We start from the raw sequence: 16,881 nt of genomic DNA, 5'->3' as shown, positions 1-16,881 counted from the left end.
AAAAGTGTGGTCAAAAAAATAAAAGAAATTTGTATCAACTCTATTGATTTGTCTTTTTATATTGGTATAATCCCAAAAGCGTTGGAAGAACACGCGAAATATAAATTAAAAGAGGCGATAAAAGTGACAAATGCTCAAGATTTATTTGAAACCCTTGCAACAAATAGAGGGTAATGTTTTTGAACGTTTTATTGCAGCTATTAAGCGGATGTTTACTGAAATCAAATACGAAGTAAATAAAGCTAATACAGGACTTACGGAAGAACAAGTAAAACTCATTGAAAATCATAGTAAGGATATTTTTAAGCTAGTTGATGATACAAAATATTATCAAAATGAAAATAATCCACGTGGCGCAATTCAATGGAATGAGGAAGGACGCGCAGTAATTACATTATTTGAAAAACCAGATGCTTCTACTATTGTGCATGAATTAGTAGGGCATTTTTTTATGGAAGAATTACTTATTGAAGGTGCTAAAGAAAATGCTCCTGCATGGATGAAAAAAGATCGCGATACTATTTTAGCGGCGTGTAAAAGGGAAAAAGGTTACGCTGAGAATATGCCAGCAACATCCATAGGTAAAAGTAAAGGGTTTAGCAATCTTGACGAAGAGATTCAAAGCGCTCATGAAGATAAAATATATGACCAATTAAGTTCGATAGCCACCGGGTAGCAAGTAATAAACTTATGCGGCTGTAGGACGTCATTGCTGGCGTTGCTGGTAAAGTAGCCTGAATATCACCAGCTAAGCTGGTGGATTTTTATTTATCTGTTATTTTATTAATATCGAAAATATGAATGGAATTTATTTACTTGCTATAATGATTGTTTAATGTTATAGTATATAAGCTCATTGGAGGGTTTTGTTAAAAATATAAAATATGAAAACAAGTCGAAATTTTATTCCTTTTTTTCAGAGAGTATGATGTTTATTGTTTTAATTTTGAGTTATAACCCATTAATACAATTCGTTATAGGTGAGGTTAATTCAAATCAGTATATATTATCAGTTAGGGTAGAACGTAGTATTGTAATAGAAGTTCCACGAAGACGTTTCGTGACTGTACTTGATTTAGGCCTAAAAGAAAAAATAAAATTTAATACTTGGAATTAAAAAAAGGATACCAAACACAAATTAATTTATGTTTGGTATCTTTTTCTATTCTACATAAACAATAAAAAGGCAATCGTCAATAATAATACGAAATTGATTTTACTGTAAATATAGTTTAATTTGAATTCTTTAGTCGTGTGTGTATATCTAAATCGTACAAGGCGTACAACTGAATATTGAGGTTCTAGCATTTTGCTAGAGCCTTTTTTGTTATTGTTACATTAACAAATTAGTATCAATGCCTAGATTTATATAGAGTCGCAGATATGGAGTGAACAAACTTTACGCAATACAGGCTTTTTTGCTTCCATACAGTTGAGATATACGCTGGAGAAAGCTTAAATAAGGTAGGAATATTTTTTTTAATAATTAAAATTAAAAAGAGTAGTATAAGAATATTTTAATATGATTTATCAATGAAATGTTACTTAAATAAAATGTTTTTGAATTTATATTTATTTTTTTGAACATATTATTTTTAGTATAAATTTAAGGAGTTGAATTCTCATGGATAGATTAGCCTTAGTTTTAGTTATAATAGGTGCTATAAACTGGTTTTTAATTGGTATATTTCAGTTTGATGTAGTTGCTACTTTGTTTGGTGGGCAAAGTTCATTATTAAGCAGAATAATTTATGTTTTAGTTGGGATCTCAGGTATTTGGTGTCTAAAATTATTTGGCAGAGAAAACGTTACTTAATAAAAATCATATCGTTTTCGCATTTTTTAACTATATCTTAAAGAGATATAGGGATAAGTAGCGATTTTAATCGCTCTGATCACGGCGTAAATGTAAAAAGCCGACACTACAAGTAAAAATATGCAGTGTCGGCTTTTTTATTTGCCCTCATTTTGCCCGCGAAACCAAATAAAAGCTTAAAAAGAAAGAAGTTCCTTATAAATATAGATTTTAAGCAGATCTTATATGGTTATATATGGCTTTAAAAATCCACAAAACATTAGTTCCGATAATTTATCATTATCGGAACTAATGTAAAAATTTATCTAAATCTATGTAATTTTTCAACTATTATGTATATCTTCTATTGCTTGAGCAGCACCCATTATTCCAATAATACTGTGCTCAAATGTAAGACCACCTTGCAAATATACAATATACGGAGCTCGCATCGGTCCATCAGCACTTAATTCGATAGACGCACCTTGCACAAAAGTCCCAGCAGCCATAATTACTTGATCAGAATAGCCTGGCATATCCCAAGGTTCCGGACTCACATGTGCATCTACTGGTGAAAATCTCTGCAAACCTTGACAGAACGCTATCATTTTTTCTTTATTATTTAATTGAATTGCTTGAATAATATCGCTACGAATCGCACTTGTTTCTGGCAATGTATAATATCCTAACTTAGTAAAAAATTCAGCAGCAAAAATTGCGCCTTTTATTGCCTGGGCAACAACATGCGGAGCCAAAAATAGACCTTGGAAAAGTAATCTATTATCTACTAATGATGCACCTAACTCACTACCGATTCCTGGTGCAGTTAAACGATAAGACACTAAATCTACTAATTCAGCTTTTCCCGCAACATATCCTCCTGTTGGTGCAATACCACCACCAGGATTTTTAATTAGTGACCCTGCCATAATATCTGCTCCAACTGCGGTTGGTTCACTTATATCAACAAACTCGCCATAACAATTATCAACAAAACATATGCAATCATGTTTAATTGATTTTACAAACGTACATATTTTTTCAATATCATCAATTGTTAGTGGTGCTCGTAAACTATATCCTCTTGATCTTTGAATTAATACCATCTTTGTATTCGAATGAATTGCTTTTTTTACAGCCTCTAAATCCACTTTATCATTTTTCATTGGAACTTCATTATATGAAATTCCAAATTCTTTTAATGATCCTGCCGATTCCTCATGATATCCAATAACCGTTTGCATAGTATCATATGGAGTTCCCGTTATGGATAGCAACTCATCTCCTGGACGCAATATTCCAAATAAAACAGATGCTAATGCATGAGTTCCGGATACAAATTGAGTTCTAACTAATGCCTTTTCTGCGCCGCATATATCAGCCCATACAAGTTCTAATTTTTCTCTTCCAGCATCACTATAAGCATAGCCTGATGTAGTGTGAAAATGATGCTCAGCAATTTTGTGCTTACGTAATGTATTTAGAACTTTCAATGTATTTTTTTCTGCAATTTCTTCAACGCGTTCAAAATAAGATCGACATGCTATTAGGGATTGTTGTTTCGTTAATAAAATTTTTTCTGAAAATGGATACATAAATTATTTAGACCTCACTTACTATACTATATGTTTTTATACTTCTCATACTTTGCTAAATACTCACTAGGAATAGAAACTTGTACTAAGTTTCCTAATTCAACATATTCAATTTTTTGTACAACTGCTATTTCATGTAATTGTGAAATTAATGCGCTTTCATTATATGGAATTAACAACTCAAGTTCAAGATGTTGTTGTAGAAAAAACTCTTCAATTTGCTTTAATAAAGAATCTATTCCAATACGATTTTTAGCCGAAATATATAATTCATTTTCTTTTGGATAAGTTGGTATACTCGACAATTTATCACATTTATTGTATACCAAAATCATGGGCTTATCATCAACATTTAATTCACTTAAAACGGACATAACCGAATTTATTTGCTCTAAATAATTAGGATGACTACAATCAACAACATGTAACAATAAATCAGCCTCTTGAACCTCTTCTAATGTGGCCCTAAAAGCAGAAATCAATTGATGTGGTAGCTTTTGAATAAATCCTACCGTATCTGTTAAAAGTACTGTTTTCGCATTCGCTAAATTCAATTTTCTAGTAGTAGGATCTAACGTCGCAAAAAGTTTATTTTCTGCAAATACATTAGCATTCGTTAACAAATTTAAAAGAGTTGATTTTCCTGCGTTTGTATACCCCACTAAGGCAACTGTAGGCGTATTGCTCTTGGAACGATTTTCTCTTTGTAACGAACGCTGTTTTTTTATTAAGCTAATTTGCCGCTCAATCTCTGTAATCCGACTGCGAATTTTTCTTTTATCAACTTCAAGTTTCGTCTCCCCGGGGCCTCTAGTTCCTATTCCCCCGCCAAGTCTGGACAAAATGAGTCCCTGCCCCCCTATTCTAGGTAAGCGGTATTGCATTTGTGCTAACTCAACTTGCAACTTTCCTTCAAAGGAACGTGCTCTTTGTGCAAATATGTCCAAAATTAACGCTGTCCGATCTAAAACCTTTATATTTAATATATTTTCAATATTTCTTTGTTGTGATGGTGATAACTCATCGTCAAAAATAACAAGAGTTGCTCGTATATCTTGAATTAATAATAGCAACTCCTCTATTTTCCCTTTTCCTAAAAACAATGCGCTATCCGGCAAATCTCTCTTCTGCTGAATTTGAGATATAACGTCTGCACCAGCAGTCTCAGCTAACTGACTTAGTTCATGTAAGGAATCATTAATACTCCAATGCATCTTTTTATTTTTTGTCTCTAATCCAACTAAAATTGCTCGTTCCGAAAAATTTAAGTCGATTAAATTAGATTGATTTAGAAGGCGATTATCAATAATTGTAGTTAAATACTTTAAGTCTAATCGTTCAATAGCTGAAATCGACAAACTTTTTATTTCTTCTACTATAAAAGAATCTCTTTCTTCACATTCTCCCGTCAAAAATGCAATAGAAACTATAATATTATTCTGTGAATCATCCGCTATAGCTGCCATAACATCAAATTTCAAATGTTTTAAAGCAGATATATCATGACTACTTAAATCAGATTCACCATTAGGGTGCGTGTGGATACATCTAACTCCACTTAATTTGCGATTCGAAACACGGATTTCAGGTAAACTTACATTTTTTATGCCACCAATTGCAATTTTAATAATGTTGCCACGTCTGTTCACATAAATGGCAATTTCTTTATTTAATTGCCTTGTAAAATCTAATAAACTTCTTGCCAAATCAGCAGTAATAATTTGATAAGAAGGAATTGTCATTTGATAAAGAGTTTTTAAATTATCTAAAATACTCTTTTTTATTCCATCAGTATCTCCATATATATCGTCCATAAGTATCGCCTCCATTATGAAGAAATAACAGAGGCTGCTAATAGCCTCTGTTCCCTCACCAAAGTTATCTATTATTATATCACAAAGTTATAAAGAATATATACTATATAACTAAAGCAAAATAATAAAGAATTTGTTATAATAATGATTAAAATATTATAAATAAGGATGATGTTAAAAATGAAATGTAAATATTGCGATTACCAAGTACCAGAAAATGCGCACCTGTGTGCAAATTGTGGTCGAATACTAGCAGAAAAGAAAGAAAAAAAGCCCGTAAAAAAACGTAGTTATATTATTTTTATCATAATTGCTGTTGCTGTAATCTTTATCTGCGGGATGCTAGCAATGAATTTTCAAAGCTCTATGAATGGCAATCATTCCACTCACCCTTCAAACGATCTTGGTATATCATACATACAGTTTAAAAATCAGTTTAATGATAACGATTATGCAGAAAAAATTAATTTGTCTATTGGAACTGTTGAAAAAAAGACTGGCAGTGAAGATACCTATCATTATGCACTTTCAGATAAGCTTTTATTGATTGAAAAAGTAAATTCACAAAGCAATCATTTACGCCAAATAACATTAATAGGGCAGCCAAGCTCAATACAAGAAGATAACGTAAAACTGATAGGGGCAATGGGAATTATTATTGATACATTTAGTTCCGATTTATCTATCAATGACCGAAAGGAAATTTTACGTGATTTAGGCTTTAATGAAACTGTAAAAGATTTAAAAAGCATAAATGCAGAAACTATTCGTGGAAATATAAAGTATGGATTTAAATATAAAGAAAATCTTGGATTTATTTTTTCTGTTTCAAATAAAAATGATATGATATAAACATATAAAAAAAAATGTGCTTGTAAAGGATCGACGTCCTTTACAAGCACATTTTATTTTGAGAAATACTCCGAGATGCCTTTACTAATACCTTGCGCGATTAAGTCACGATAATTATCTGAGTTTAGCTTTTCTGCCTCATTTTTATTTGTAATAAAGCCCATTTCTACTAAAACAGCAGGAATTTCTGAGTTTCGTAAAACATAAAAATTCTCTTTAGCAATTCCTTTGTCTGTAGCTTTGATAGAATTAATCAAGCCAGTTTGAATAGAATTAGCTAATTTTTTTGACTCTTCATCATAGTAAAAAGTCATTGCCCCTTGAATATTTGGATTTTCATTTGAATTCGTATGAATACTTACAAAAATATCTGGTTGGTACTCACGACTAATATCTACTCTAGCTTGTAATTCTTCACGCAAAGAGCTTCCTCGCTCTGCTATATTCTCATCTTCATACCTAGTTAAGAGAACATTTGCTCCTTGTTTTTCTAATAAAGTTTTCAACTTTAATGAGACTGCTAAGTTATTATCAACTTCTCGAAAGCCATAAGATACAGCACCGGGATTTGTTCCTCCATGTCCAGGATCAATTAGTATTTTCTTACCAGCTAAGCTCTCATTTTTTTCATTTAATTTAACATCACTATTTAAATATTCTTTCTTTAAATTTTCCAAAAACGTTTTTGCTACTTTCTCTAAAAAACTTGATATTTGTACTTTAGCTTGATTTATATTTTCATTATTTAGAGAAGAAGCATATGCATCATTTAATCCAAAATTCGATGCAATAAAACAAACAATTAAGATATAATATATTTTTTTCATTTCTCTAACTTTCTAATTTTTTATTTTTAAAGACATTAGAAAGTATATCTTAATTAGTGTTTTTTTTCAATAAGAATATTATGTAAATTAAGCACTTTTATTTCTTATAAGATATCTGATATTGGCTCTATATTGTATCCTTGGGCTAGTATTTCTTCAATAAGCTCCGGCAACGCCTGGACAGTTGGTTCTGTAGGATGCATTAAAATTAATGCGCCATTTGAGAGTTTTTTCATTACACGATTCTTTATAACCGAAGGAGGAGGTCTCTTCCAATCTACGGTATCTACTGTCCACATCATTAGCGGATAACCAAGTTCTTCCGCTGCATTAATTACTGTATTGTTATATTCTCCATATGGTGGTGCATATAATTTGGTTTTTACTTGTGTTATTTCATTGATAATATCTTCAGCCTTTTGAATTTCTTCTTTATTTTTTTCTTTATTTAAATTATTAGGATGCGGATGACTATACGAATGATTCGCAATTTCATGTCCTTTAGATGCAATCAATTTAAGCATATCCGGATTTTTCTTCGCCCAAGTTCCGCCAATAAAAAAAGTAATATGTACATTATGAGATTCTAAGACTTCTAACATTTTTGGTATATATTCTTCTCCCCAAAAAACATTACACCCAAAGGCCACCCTTTGTTTTGTTGTATCACCGTGGAAAATTGGCTCCTTATTACTACTATTTTCAACTAAGAATTTATGAGAAAAAGGTAATGCAGATAAGAAAAATAGCACACTTAAAGCTAATACAATCTTTTTGATTTTAGAAATACGCAAACTTATTATCAAAACTCGCCCCCCTTTATCTCTAGAAAGTTTATTAAATTATAATATTAAAAAATATATTAAATTATGCTATACTATTTTATAACAAAAAGATTTTTTATTGAATATAAATAATCTCTTTGTTCAATCAATTATACATTTATCCACAATATGGATTATATAAAAATCAAATAGAAATATATATTTTTTTATATTATTTTATATAAATGAGGCTATTTAATGAATGACAATTTTTTTCTAAAAGATAATTCTAGCATTTTAAACAATAAAAACTTATCTCAAAAAAGTAAAAAACGTATGCAAAGTGTTTTAGCAAAAAACACTTTATCAGCATATGAAAGTGATTGGCGGGACTTTTATCAATGGTGTAAATATCATAATGTAGATGCATTAGGTGCTACAGAAGAGACTATTGTAAATTATATTAATGATTTAGCCGATCATGCAAAATCCAATACTATATCTCGTCGATTAACTGCCATTTCTGAAAACCATAAAGCTGCCGGCTTCATTGAAAATAATCCTGTAAAATCTAATTTAGTTAAAAATGCACTACAAGCAATAAAAAGAGAAAAAGGAACTATGCAGCAAGGCAAAGCTCCTATTTTAGTTGAAGATATTATTGAATTATCCATGTTATTTAACACCGAAGATATTATTCAATGTAGAGATAAAGCATTAATTTTATTAGGGTTTTCCGGTGCTTTTCGTCGCTCAGAACTAGTAAACATTCAATATGAAGATTTGACTTTCACCAGAGAAGGTTTAATTATTTTATTAAAAAATTCCAAAGCTGATCAGCTTGGCGAAGGCGAATATTTAGCAATTCCGTATGCTTCTGATAGAAATATCTGTGCTGTCACAGCTTTGCAAAAATGGATAGAGAAAAGCCATATCCATACAGGGCCTATTTTTCGCCCTTTCACAAAAAAACACCAGCTAAAAAACACTCATCTTTCAGATAAATCTGTAGCATTATTAGTAAAAAAATATATGGAATTACTCGGATTTGACTCCAGGGATTTTGCGGGGCATAGCTTACGACGGGGTTTTGCGAGTAGTGCCGCCCAACATAATGTAGATGAACGGACTATTATGCAACAAACTAGACATAAATCTGAAAAAATGGTACGCCGGTACATTGAGCAAGGAAATCTATTCAAAAATAATGCTTTGCGCAAAATGTTTTAAAATAGATTGCTATTGATAATTGATCCTGGTTGTATTTTTTCATTTAGATAATCCCTAGGATCAGTTGTAATTATTCTAACAATTTCATATTGCTTTTCATTTAATTTTCTTGTTACTAGAATTTTATTTGAAAATTCAATTTCGTCATATTGATTTTCTAGAAATTTCGGATCATCCTTAGAGAATAAAAACATGTCTGGAACTATTGTCCACATAACCATTACTGCTTCATCACCTTGCTGCTTTTATTTAATTGAATCATTTCTTGCAACTTATTCATTGCTTGTGATACTCCGCCAATTTCATTAATTAATCCATATTTAACTGCATCTTTTCCTCCTACTGAAGTTCCAATATCTCTTGATAATTCGCCTGTTTTATAAAGCAAATCCTTCCAACAATTACTTTTAATCTTTGAATGAGCTACAACAAAATTATTAACACGTTCTTGCATTTTTTCAAGGTAGTCAAATGAGCTTTGCGCCCCAATCACCATTCCGTTTAACCGAATAGGATGAATTGTCATAGTCGCACTTTCTACAATATAAGAATAATTAGCCGATACAGCAACTGGCACGCCTATACTATGGCCTCCTCCTAAAACAACTGAAACAGAGGGCTTGGATAAACTTGCAATCATTTCAGCAATAGCTAACCCCGCTTCTACATCTCCACCAACTGTATTTAATAAAATCATTAAGCCTTCAATATCTTTATTTTGTTCAATCGCCACTAACTGAGGCATAATATGTTCATATTTAGTCGTTTTGTTATTTGGTGATAAGATCATATGCCCTTCAATCTGACCAATGATTGTCATAACATGAATATTAGATTTTGCAATTGCAATCTCAGGTGTTCCTAATTCTTTTATATTATCTAATGCTGGATTTTTTGCAATACCTTTTGCTATATTTTTATCTGAAGCGTTTTTTTGATTATTTTTATCATGATTTTCCACTCAGTCAACTACCTCCTAACTAAAATCTATGGTGGTAGTATGTTCAATTTTATCTATAAAATACAATTAGATATAAAAAAGCGAACTATTTAAATTGTAATAGTTCGCTTTTTATTATTTTTCTAAAATAAACCTATCATGCAAGAAAGTTATTGCATTTTTTAGGTCAGATGTTGCAATTAGCGCTGAAATAGACGTATGTGAATCAACCGTTTGAAGAATTTTAATGTTATTCTTAGACAAAGATTCTACAAAGCTAGCAATAACACCTGAAGCCTCGCGCATCCCACCACCAACGATAGAAACCTTTGCACAATAACTTATTATTTCAATATTTGTCGAATACATCTCTAAAATTTCTAAAAGTTGTGAGGTTGCCCCTGAATTTATCGTAAACACAATATAATCAGGATAAATATTAATTAAATCAATACTGATTCCACCATTACCTAATAACCTAAATAAATTCATTTGCTCACTTTGAATAATATTACTTACTTTTACCTGAGATAAACCATCTAAATAAGCAATACCTGTTACAATCCGATCATGAATATCATCATCAATAAAATCACCAATCAGAGTTCCCTCTACATCAGAAAAAGTAGATTTAATTAAAAGTGGAATATGCTTTTGCATTGCAATTTCGACAGCACGAGGATGAATCACTTTGGCACCCTGATATGCTAACTGACAAACTTCATCATAACTCACCTTATCTAAAATCTTAGTATTATCAACCAATCTTGGATCTGCAGTCATAATCCCCTCTACATCTGTATAAATTTCAATTCGCTCCGCTTGTAATGCTACCCCTAATGCCGCAGCAGTTGTATCACTGCCACCACGACCTAAAGTTGTAAAATCATTAAATTCATTTACTCCTTGAAATCCACACACCACAGGTATTTTACCTTTGTTAATCAGTTGGAAAATACGTGTTGTATCAATTCTCTGAATTCTAGCTTTAGAAAACTGTGAATCTGTTATTATTCCTGCTTGACTTCCATTTAGCATTACTGTGTTTAAACCAGCCTTTTGTAGTGTCGCTGTCATAACAGCTGCTGAAATCATTTCACCACAGCACATAATTTGATCCAGTTCACGTGCATTTACACAATCATTTACTTCTTTTAATAAATGAATCAGCGTATCTGTTGCATAACTTTCTCCACTACGTCCCATCGCCGAAACAACAACTACGGGAAAGAAGCCCTCTAGCTTCAATTTTAGTACTTTTGCCAATACAAAACTTCGGCTTTCTTCAGTTGCAACTGAAGTTCCTCCAAATTTTTGCACAACAATACGCATACCTACACACCTCAAAACATGTTATGTTTGATCATATATTCCGCAATTTGCAAAGCATTTAATGCCGCACCTTTACGAATTTGATCACCAACTACCCATAAGTTTAAACCATTTTTTATTGAATAATCTTTTCTTATACGTCCGATGAAAACTTCGTCTTGATTTGATGTATAAAGAGGCATAGGATACTCCATTTCATCTGGATTGTCTTTCACAATCACACCTTCAAAATTTGATAAAGCTGACTTAACTTCATCTATACTAAGATCATCTTCCAATTCTAAATTAATAGATTCTGCGTGACTACGGTATACTGGAACCCTAATTGTAGTAGCAGTAATTCCCATTCCATAATCATCTAAAATCTTGTGTGTTTCATCAATCATTTTCATTTCTTCTTTAGTATATCCGTTATCTTTAAAGACATCAATTTGAGGAATTAAATTAAATGCGATCTGATAATGTTTCGCTAAACTTGCTCCAGGTAGAATTTTTGCCTCAACAGGACGATTTTCAGCAATAGCCTTTACTTGTTGTTCTAATTCATCAATTGCTTCTTTGCCACCACCAGACACAGCCTGATAAGTCGATACAACAACTCTTTTAATCTTTACTTTATCATAAATTGGTTTTAATGCCATTGTCATAATAATCGTCGAACAATTTGGATTCGCGATAATTCCTTTATGATTCTTTATCGCTTCTGGATTTACTTCTGGCACTACTAATGGTACTTCAGGATCCATTCGAAATGCGCTTGAATTATCAATAACTACAGCACCACTTTTTACAGCAGCTGGAGCAAAGACCGTGCTTGCTGAGCCACCTGCAAATAAAGCAATTTGTACATCCTTAAATGATTCATTTGTTGCTTCTTCTACTACATAATCTTTGCCCATAAACTTTATTACTTTTCCTGCTGAACGCTTTGAGGCTAACAATTTTAAATTAGCAAAAGGGAAATTACGTTCTTCAATTAAACTTAAAAATTCTTGCCCAACTGCACCAGTAGCACCTAAAATAGCAACATTATATTTTTTCATTTATTCTGCACTCCTAATAATCAATTAATTTAATATATTTTCTAGTCCACATACTAGTGTATCTAAACTGACAACTTTTTTGCAGGCAATGACAACACCTGGCATAAATGAATCTCGATTAATAGAGTCATGTCTAATCGTTAGAGTTTGACCTAATCCCCCGAAAATCACTTCTTGATGCGCTACATATCCAGGTAAACGAACACTGTGAATATGTATTCCATTAAAATCAGATCCACGTGCACCTTTTATTTTTTCTACTTCATCCGGATGCCCTTGTGCTCTCACGCCGCGAACTTCACTAATAAGTTCAGCAGTACGTAGCGCCGTGCCTGATGGTGCATCTAATTTTTGATCATGATGCAACTCTATAATTTCAATATCAGGCATGTATTTTGCGACTTCCTGTGATAACTTCATCATCAAAACAGCACCAATTGCAAAGTTTGGCGCTATGAATGCCCCCACATTATTTTCTTTACACAGTTGCTCTATTTCTTTTTTATTTTCATCTGTCAATCCAGTAGTCCCAACAACCGGATAAACTCTATTTTTAAGTATAATTCTAATATTATTCATTACTACATTAGGATTCGTAAAATCAACAACGACATCTGCGCTGGTTTCAGTCAGCACCTCTTGCAAGTCTTTTCTTACATTAATTCCAATTTTATCAATTCCAATCAATGAACCAATATCATCACCTTTGGACATGACATCTACTGCACCTACAAGCATAAGATCACTATCATTATGTACTGCATTTAAAACAGCACGACCCATTTTCCCATATGCACCACAAACTACTACTTTTATCAACCTTATCCCTCCTAAAACTAATAATAAAAGTCAACTATATACAAAAAAAACTGATAAGACCATTCTCACCAGCTTTCTATATAAGGCAGCTCCTAGGGTTCAAGACCCTATTCTAGATGAGATAGCTCTCCACCAATATCTGGTGACAATCTAACATTTTTTCAATGTTAAACCAGAATCAACATTTTGGGAAATATTGAAACTTCGGCGACAAATCCTTTCAATCCACATCATCAAACCCCTTCTCCATGGAAATACTCTTATTTAATCGCACCTCTACTACATCCTATGCAGGACTTCTATTTAATTTATGTACATTTTATACTAATTGTTCCAATAGTGTCAACCTAAAGTTATAAAACGATTAAATTAATTATACAAATATTCACGTTGAAAAAACATTTTTATATCATGCACATCATTTCTTGTTATTGCATATTGTACAGTAAAATCATGCTAAATCTATTTGGGAGGGTTTTATTATGAGTTTTTACTGTAGAATAAAAAATGAAGAATTAATTTGCGACCTAAAACGGGAAGTAAACAGTGATATATTGTTATTAGGTGCTGATGGCTTTACTTATTTCGGTCGTTTACAAGCAATAGAAGATTGTCGTATGGCTGTTTTAACTCCAGCAATTACAGCCGTAACTTCTGATGTAGAAATTATTACTCCAGGCGGGTGTTTAGTTACTGTCAATTTTGCTAGAATAGACTTATGGAGTATTATTGCTAAAGGTAGTGGTATTGTATGCGATCCTGTTTATAGTACTTTATCTTGTGATGATGACACACCAATTATAAGAGAAGGTCAAGACCGTGAATATGATTGTTTAGTTAGAAGTTTAAAACGCTTAATCGGAAACAATGTGGCTATTACTACCACAGGTGGATTTTTATTTGAAGGCGTACCTAGTGAAGTTTGTAGAGATCTAGCAATTCTTACTGTTGATGAAATTTTCATTCCTGGCTGTAATAAATTTATATCTGATAGAAATATTCGCTCCGTAGTGGTAAATTTAGAAGCAATTACGTCTGTTTCTGGTGGAGATACAAAATGTCATTGCTGTTGTAGATAAACGACTATGTTAAGAGGGAAAAAGGTTCTTGGTAATGTAGGAGTTGGCGTTACCTGCCCATTCTTTTGTGAGGCCAATGATGGGAATATATATATTGTAAAAACCAATAAGAAAAACATACCAGCACAAATACTAATTAGTGAATTTCTAGGAAAATTTATTGGAGAAAGATTAGAATTAATTTTTCCCCATAGCGATTTAATTGATATAAGCCAATTAAAAATGAATGAATCTTTTTTTTCTTTACAATTTGCTTCCCAATATATTCCTTATGTAGAATATCTTAATCATGATCATTTTAAAAAGGCTATAAATATTAAGGAAATGGCTGGAGTAATACTATTTGATCATATCTTTCACAATCCAGACAGAATAATGAATAGAAAAAATCTTTTATTTTCGCATTTAGGTCATCGCATTTATGCAATCGATAATTCTCATCTATTTAAATGTAGCCATTGGAATAACGAAGTTTTAAAAAAACTTACTAAGCAAGTATCTGTATATCAAAATCATTTATACGGGGTACTATTAAGAAACTTCTTAACAAAAGAAGATTTTTATCCATATATAAACCGTATAAAAACGATTAGCAAAAATGAAATTTTATCTATTATCTCACAAATTCCAGATGAATGGGAAAAAGGGGACTTTGATTTAAACTATTTAATAGATTTTATTATAACAAGATTTGATAATATCGAAAAAATAGCAGAAGCTATTTTGCCAAAAACTAAAGAGGAACAACTTATATAAAATAAAAAGCTCTAGACAGTAATACTCATTTGTACTACTGTCTAGAGCTTTCCATCATTATGAAAACTCCCGTCCATCGTCCTCCGCCGGACTTTGGGACAAAATGTCCCGAACTTGTGACTATACCCCCAGAAAAATAGCAGGACAGCGAGCAACCGTCAAAGTGCTTGGCCTCTGTTCACTCTATTTTGGGGTGTTTCTTCTCTCAAAATCGAAATGGGTGGGAAAGCCGTTTTAGAGCTTTCCCGCCTTGATTGCCCATGAGTTCCAGTTATAGTAAGGCTCCGGCAGTGGTTCATTCCCAAAGTCCCCGTCATCACATACAGACCTTTCAGCAGTCCGGCAGGGTCCAGATAATTACAGAACAGCATGGTAATATTGTCATATTGCTAATTCCGATTAGCACAATTTCATGTGGGTTTTCCTTTATTTTTTGATACAAGAGTTTATTCCAAAATCCCATAGGGCACCTCCTTGCTTAATTGTTTTTATATCGTCAAGGTGATAAGTACCTTGATGACAGTCAACCCCTGTACGATGATGACCTTTATTCTTCCTGCTGTAAATTGTACTGTGATAAGAACAAAATCATTGCAAATTTTGTTTTTATGCTGGCAGTCAATACATTTACCCAGTTTTGTGCAGGGGGTGTCTTTTTGCAGTCGCAATGCGTCTATTGGGGCAGCAATCTGCCTTGCCCTGTGAATTGCCTCATCTACAAGGCTTACTATTTTATTTGTGTTTCGCTATCCATAAATTTAAATCAAATGCTACATTAGGCGTATTAGCTTTGTCATTGATACATCGACAAGCCACTTCAAAGTATTCCCTCCTAATTTTTCTTGTATAACTCACTAATCCCACAACTCCCTTTACCAAAATAATACTATCTTCAACAAAAGAAAACATATTCCTGATCTTCCATAAGAAAAAGCCGTCCAGCACGTGAACAGGCTATACAGTACCACTTGTTTTTTAATTATTAGACCATCACAACCTCTACTATTTTTGTATATACTATCAAAAAGCAAGAAGGTACTAATTATGGATTGTGATCGCCTAAATGGCTTTATCATATGGACCCTAGCCTTATTAGTCATCGCTGATGGTCTAGTTCTTTACGCAGAAATTAGAAGACAACGTTGTGATAAAATTGCTGAAAAAGAAAGCAATACTGAAATCCAAGAGATGAAAGACGCTATCGAAGAATTAAAAAATGAAATCAAGAATTTAAAATCAATTCAAGAATAAGCCGCCAGCTAATGCTGACGGCTTCGTTTGTTTTGTTTACGCATGAAAAAAGTACCCCAAAGGATGCTTTAGATTATATAATTTGATATTGTATACGTAAATCAGAATACACATTCCACTCTAATTTTTTATCATATTTTAATCGTCCTAAAACTATGCATGGATGGATATCTATTTTTTCCGCAAAATGTTGTATAGATTTTTTACTGTAATTCTCTTCATATATAAATGCTTGGTATTCTTCATCAGGAATAAGTCGCTGCCTTGCAAATTCATCCGCTTCCTTTTCATTTAATTCATTATTACTTCCTAATGATGCGGCTGAATTTTTCTTATCAAAAGATAAATATATAGTTTTAATTTTTTGCTGTAATATATGCTTAATTTCATGAAATAAAGCAAACCCAAAAACATCCGCATGTTTATTTCTATCATTGATTAACAACAACGCTTTATCAGGATTGAGCCATTTAACAGCTCCATTTATTCCTGAGCTTTTCAAATAAGGTAATGCCACAAATGCCACTCCGCACTCACTAAATATTTGCTTTAACCTCGGGTAAAAAGCATCTGGAGATTTTGTAGTCATTTCTCTAATCCCAGATAGGACGCTGCGCATAAATTAGAAGTAGCATTAAATGATGGAGAAAATTATATTGACTGAAATATTCCATTTTCTAAACTAGCTGATATGTGGTTGACAGAACATACCCCTTTTATCTACGAGTCAACAGCCATACGCTATAAAACAAAGGTCCGTCAAGTGTCCGAATATTTTCCTTTC

General features: G+C 32.4%; 19 protein-coding genes and 1 riboswitch. Of the genes, 7 read left to right on the top strand and 12 right to left on the bottom strand.

Translation table 11 applies throughout. The features are described 5' to 3' along the window. Positions 1 to 130 precede the first annotated feature (130 nt). Entirely contained in the window at positions 131 to 676 is a 546-nt protein-coding gene (locus tag P3F81_RS06130; protein WP_147668652.1) for a hypothetical protein, read from the top strand. 948 nt (positions 677 to 1,624) lie between these two features. After that, positions 1,625 to 1,816: a DUF378 domain-containing protein gene (locus P3F81_RS06125; protein WP_147668650.1), complete on the top strand. Its 192-nt coding sequence runs from the start codon at positions 1,625 to 1,627 to the stop codon at positions 1,814 to 1,816. A 323-nt stretch (positions 1,817 to 2,139) separates the two neighbouring features. On the opposite strand, the gene P3F81_RS06120 is transcribed toward P3F81_RS06125, so the two are convergent. Together P3F81_RS06120 and hflX are read right to left on the bottom strand one after the other, a co-directional pair. Then, positions 2,140 to 3,390 (bottom strand): methionine gamma-lyase family protein, encoded by a 1,251-nt coding sequence (locus P3F81_RS06120; RefSeq protein ID WP_147668648.1) that lies wholly within the window; start codon positions 3,388 to 3,390, stop codon positions 2,140 to 2,142. 26 nt (positions 3,391 to 3,416) lie between these two features. Further along, positions 3,417 to 5,204 carry a GTPase HflX gene (hflX, locus tag P3F81_RS06115; RefSeq protein ID WP_147668646.1) on the bottom strand — a complete coding sequence of 596 codons (1,788 nt, stop codon included), beginning with the start codon at positions 5,202 to 5,204 and terminating at the stop codon, positions 3,417 to 3,419. 180 nt (positions 5,205 to 5,384) lie between these two features. On the opposite strand from hflX, the gene P3F81_RS06110 reads away from it, so the two are divergent. Beyond that, a complete protein-coding gene (locus P3F81_RS06110) occupies positions 5,385 to 6,056 on the top strand; it encodes a hypothetical protein (RefSeq protein WP_147668644.1) in 672 nt (223 codons plus the stop codon). Positions 6,057 to 6,109: 53 nt separating this feature from the next. Here P3F81_RS06110 and P3F81_RS06105 read toward each other — a convergent pair whose 3' ends face one another. Together P3F81_RS06105 and P3F81_RS06100 are read right to left on the bottom strand one after the other, a co-directional pair. After that, a complete protein-coding gene (locus P3F81_RS06105) occupies positions 6,110 to 6,883 on the bottom strand; it encodes an N-acetylmuramoyl-L-alanine amidase family protein (protein WP_147668642.1) in 774 nt (257 codons plus the stop codon). Between the two features lie 104 nt (positions 6,884 to 6,987). Further along, a complete protein-coding gene (locus P3F81_RS06100) occupies positions 6,988 to 7,689 on the bottom strand; it encodes a polysaccharide deacetylase family protein (protein ID WP_309320758.1) in 702 nt (233 codons plus the stop codon). Between the two features lie 216 nt (positions 7,690 to 7,905). On the opposite strand from P3F81_RS06100, the gene P3F81_RS06095 reads away from it, so the two are divergent. Next, complete coding sequence (locus P3F81_RS06095; protein ID WP_147668640.1) at positions 7,906 to 8,877, top strand: site-specific integrase; 972 nt, start codon at positions 7,906 to 7,908, stop codon at positions 8,875 to 8,877. Here the strand turns inward: P3F81_RS06095 and P3F81_RS06090 are convergent. The 5 genes from P3F81_RS06090 to dapB all read right to left on the bottom strand — a co-directional run bounded on the left by P3F81_RS06090 (position 8,874) and on the right by dapB (position 13,011). Continuing rightward, the gene (locus tag P3F81_RS06090) at positions 8,874 to 9,092 is read right to left on the bottom strand and encodes a YlzJ-like family protein (RefSeq protein WP_309320756.1); all 219 of its coding nucleotides are present in this window, start codon (positions 9,090 to 9,092) and stop codon (positions 8,874 to 8,876) included. The genes P3F81_RS06095 and P3F81_RS06090 overlap by 4 nt on opposite strands. 5 nt (positions 9,093 to 9,097) lie before the next feature. Next, the gene (locus tag P3F81_RS06085) at positions 9,098 to 9,838 is read right to left on the bottom strand and encodes a ClpP family protease (RefSeq protein WP_309320755.1); all 741 of its coding nucleotides are present in this window, start codon (positions 9,836 to 9,838) and stop codon (positions 9,098 to 9,100) included. A 114-nt stretch (positions 9,839 to 9,952) separates the two neighbouring features. Next, the gene (gene dapG, locus P3F81_RS06080) at positions 9,953 to 11,149 is read right to left on the bottom strand and encodes an aspartate kinase (RefSeq protein WP_147668636.1); all 1,197 of its coding nucleotides are present in this window, start codon (positions 11,147 to 11,149) and stop codon (positions 9,953 to 9,955) included. Positions 11,150 to 11,160: 11 nt separating this feature from the next. Beyond that, positions 11,161 to 12,192, bottom strand: a complete 1,032-nt coding sequence (locus P3F81_RS06075; protein WP_147668634.1) for an aspartate-semialdehyde dehydrogenase — start codon at positions 12,190 to 12,192, stop codon at positions 11,161 to 11,163. A 24-nt stretch (positions 12,193 to 12,216) separates the two neighbouring features. Next, the gene (gene dapB / locus P3F81_RS06070) at positions 12,217 to 13,011 is read right to left on the bottom strand and encodes a 4-hydroxy-tetrahydrodipicolinate reductase (RefSeq protein WP_147668631.1); all 795 of its coding nucleotides are present in this window, start codon (positions 13,009 to 13,011) and stop codon (positions 12,217 to 12,219) included. Positions 13,012 to 13,125: 114 nt separating this feature from the next. Beyond that, positions 13,126 to 13,298: riboswitch (Lysine riboswitch) on the bottom strand. A gap of 195 nt (positions 13,299 to 13,493) precedes the next feature. Between dapB and P3F81_RS06065 the strand changes: the two genes are divergently transcribed. Beyond that, positions 13,494 to 14,090 carry a hypothetical protein gene (locus P3F81_RS06065; RefSeq protein WP_147668629.1) on the top strand — a complete coding sequence of 199 codons (597 nt, stop codon included), beginning with the start codon at positions 13,494 to 13,496 and terminating at the stop codon, positions 14,088 to 14,090. A 6-nt stretch (positions 14,091 to 14,096) separates the two neighbouring features. Beyond that, positions 14,097 to 14,846 carry a HipA family kinase gene (locus tag P3F81_RS06060; RefSeq protein WP_147668627.1) on the top strand — a complete coding sequence of 250 codons (750 nt, stop codon included), beginning with the start codon at positions 14,097 to 14,099 and terminating at the stop codon, positions 14,844 to 14,846. A gap of 488 nt (positions 14,847 to 15,334) precedes the next feature. Here the strand turns inward: P3F81_RS06060 and P3F81_RS12910 are convergent, their stop codons facing one another. After that, positions 15,335 to 15,535, bottom strand: coding sequence for a hypothetical protein (locus P3F81_RS12910; RefSeq protein WP_350339382.1), 201 nt, complete (start codon positions 15,533 to 15,535; stop codon positions 15,335 to 15,337). 43 nt (positions 15,536 to 15,578) lie between these two features. Further along, positions 15,579 to 15,755 (bottom strand): hypothetical protein, encoded by a 177-nt coding sequence (locus P3F81_RS06055; RefSeq protein WP_309320754.1) that lies wholly within the window; start codon positions 15,753 to 15,755, stop codon positions 15,579 to 15,581. Between the two features lie 135 nt (positions 15,756 to 15,890). Between P3F81_RS06055 and P3F81_RS06050 the strand changes: the two genes are divergently transcribed. After that, complete coding sequence (locus P3F81_RS06050; protein WP_147668625.1) at positions 15,891 to 16,097, top strand: hypothetical protein; 207 nt, start codon at positions 15,891 to 15,893, stop codon at positions 16,095 to 16,097. 73 nt (positions 16,098 to 16,170) lie between these two features. On the opposite strand, the gene P3F81_RS06045 is transcribed toward P3F81_RS06050, so the two are convergent. After that, on the bottom strand, positions 16,171 to 16,686 hold the full coding sequence (locus tag P3F81_RS06045) for an ImmA/IrrE family metallo-endopeptidase (RefSeq protein ID WP_309320753.1): 516 nt from the start codon (positions 16,684 to 16,686) through the stop codon (positions 16,171 to 16,173). Positions 16,687 to 16,881 lie beyond the last annotated feature (195 nt).

Origin of the sequence: Selenobaculum gibii (assembly GCF_030273445.1) — a bacterium.
Taxonomy (GTDB): Bacteria; Bacillota; Negativicutes; order ICN-92133; family ICN-92133; genus Selenobaculum; species Selenobaculum gibii.
This window is presented reverse-complemented; position numbering and strand designations above follow the sequence as displayed.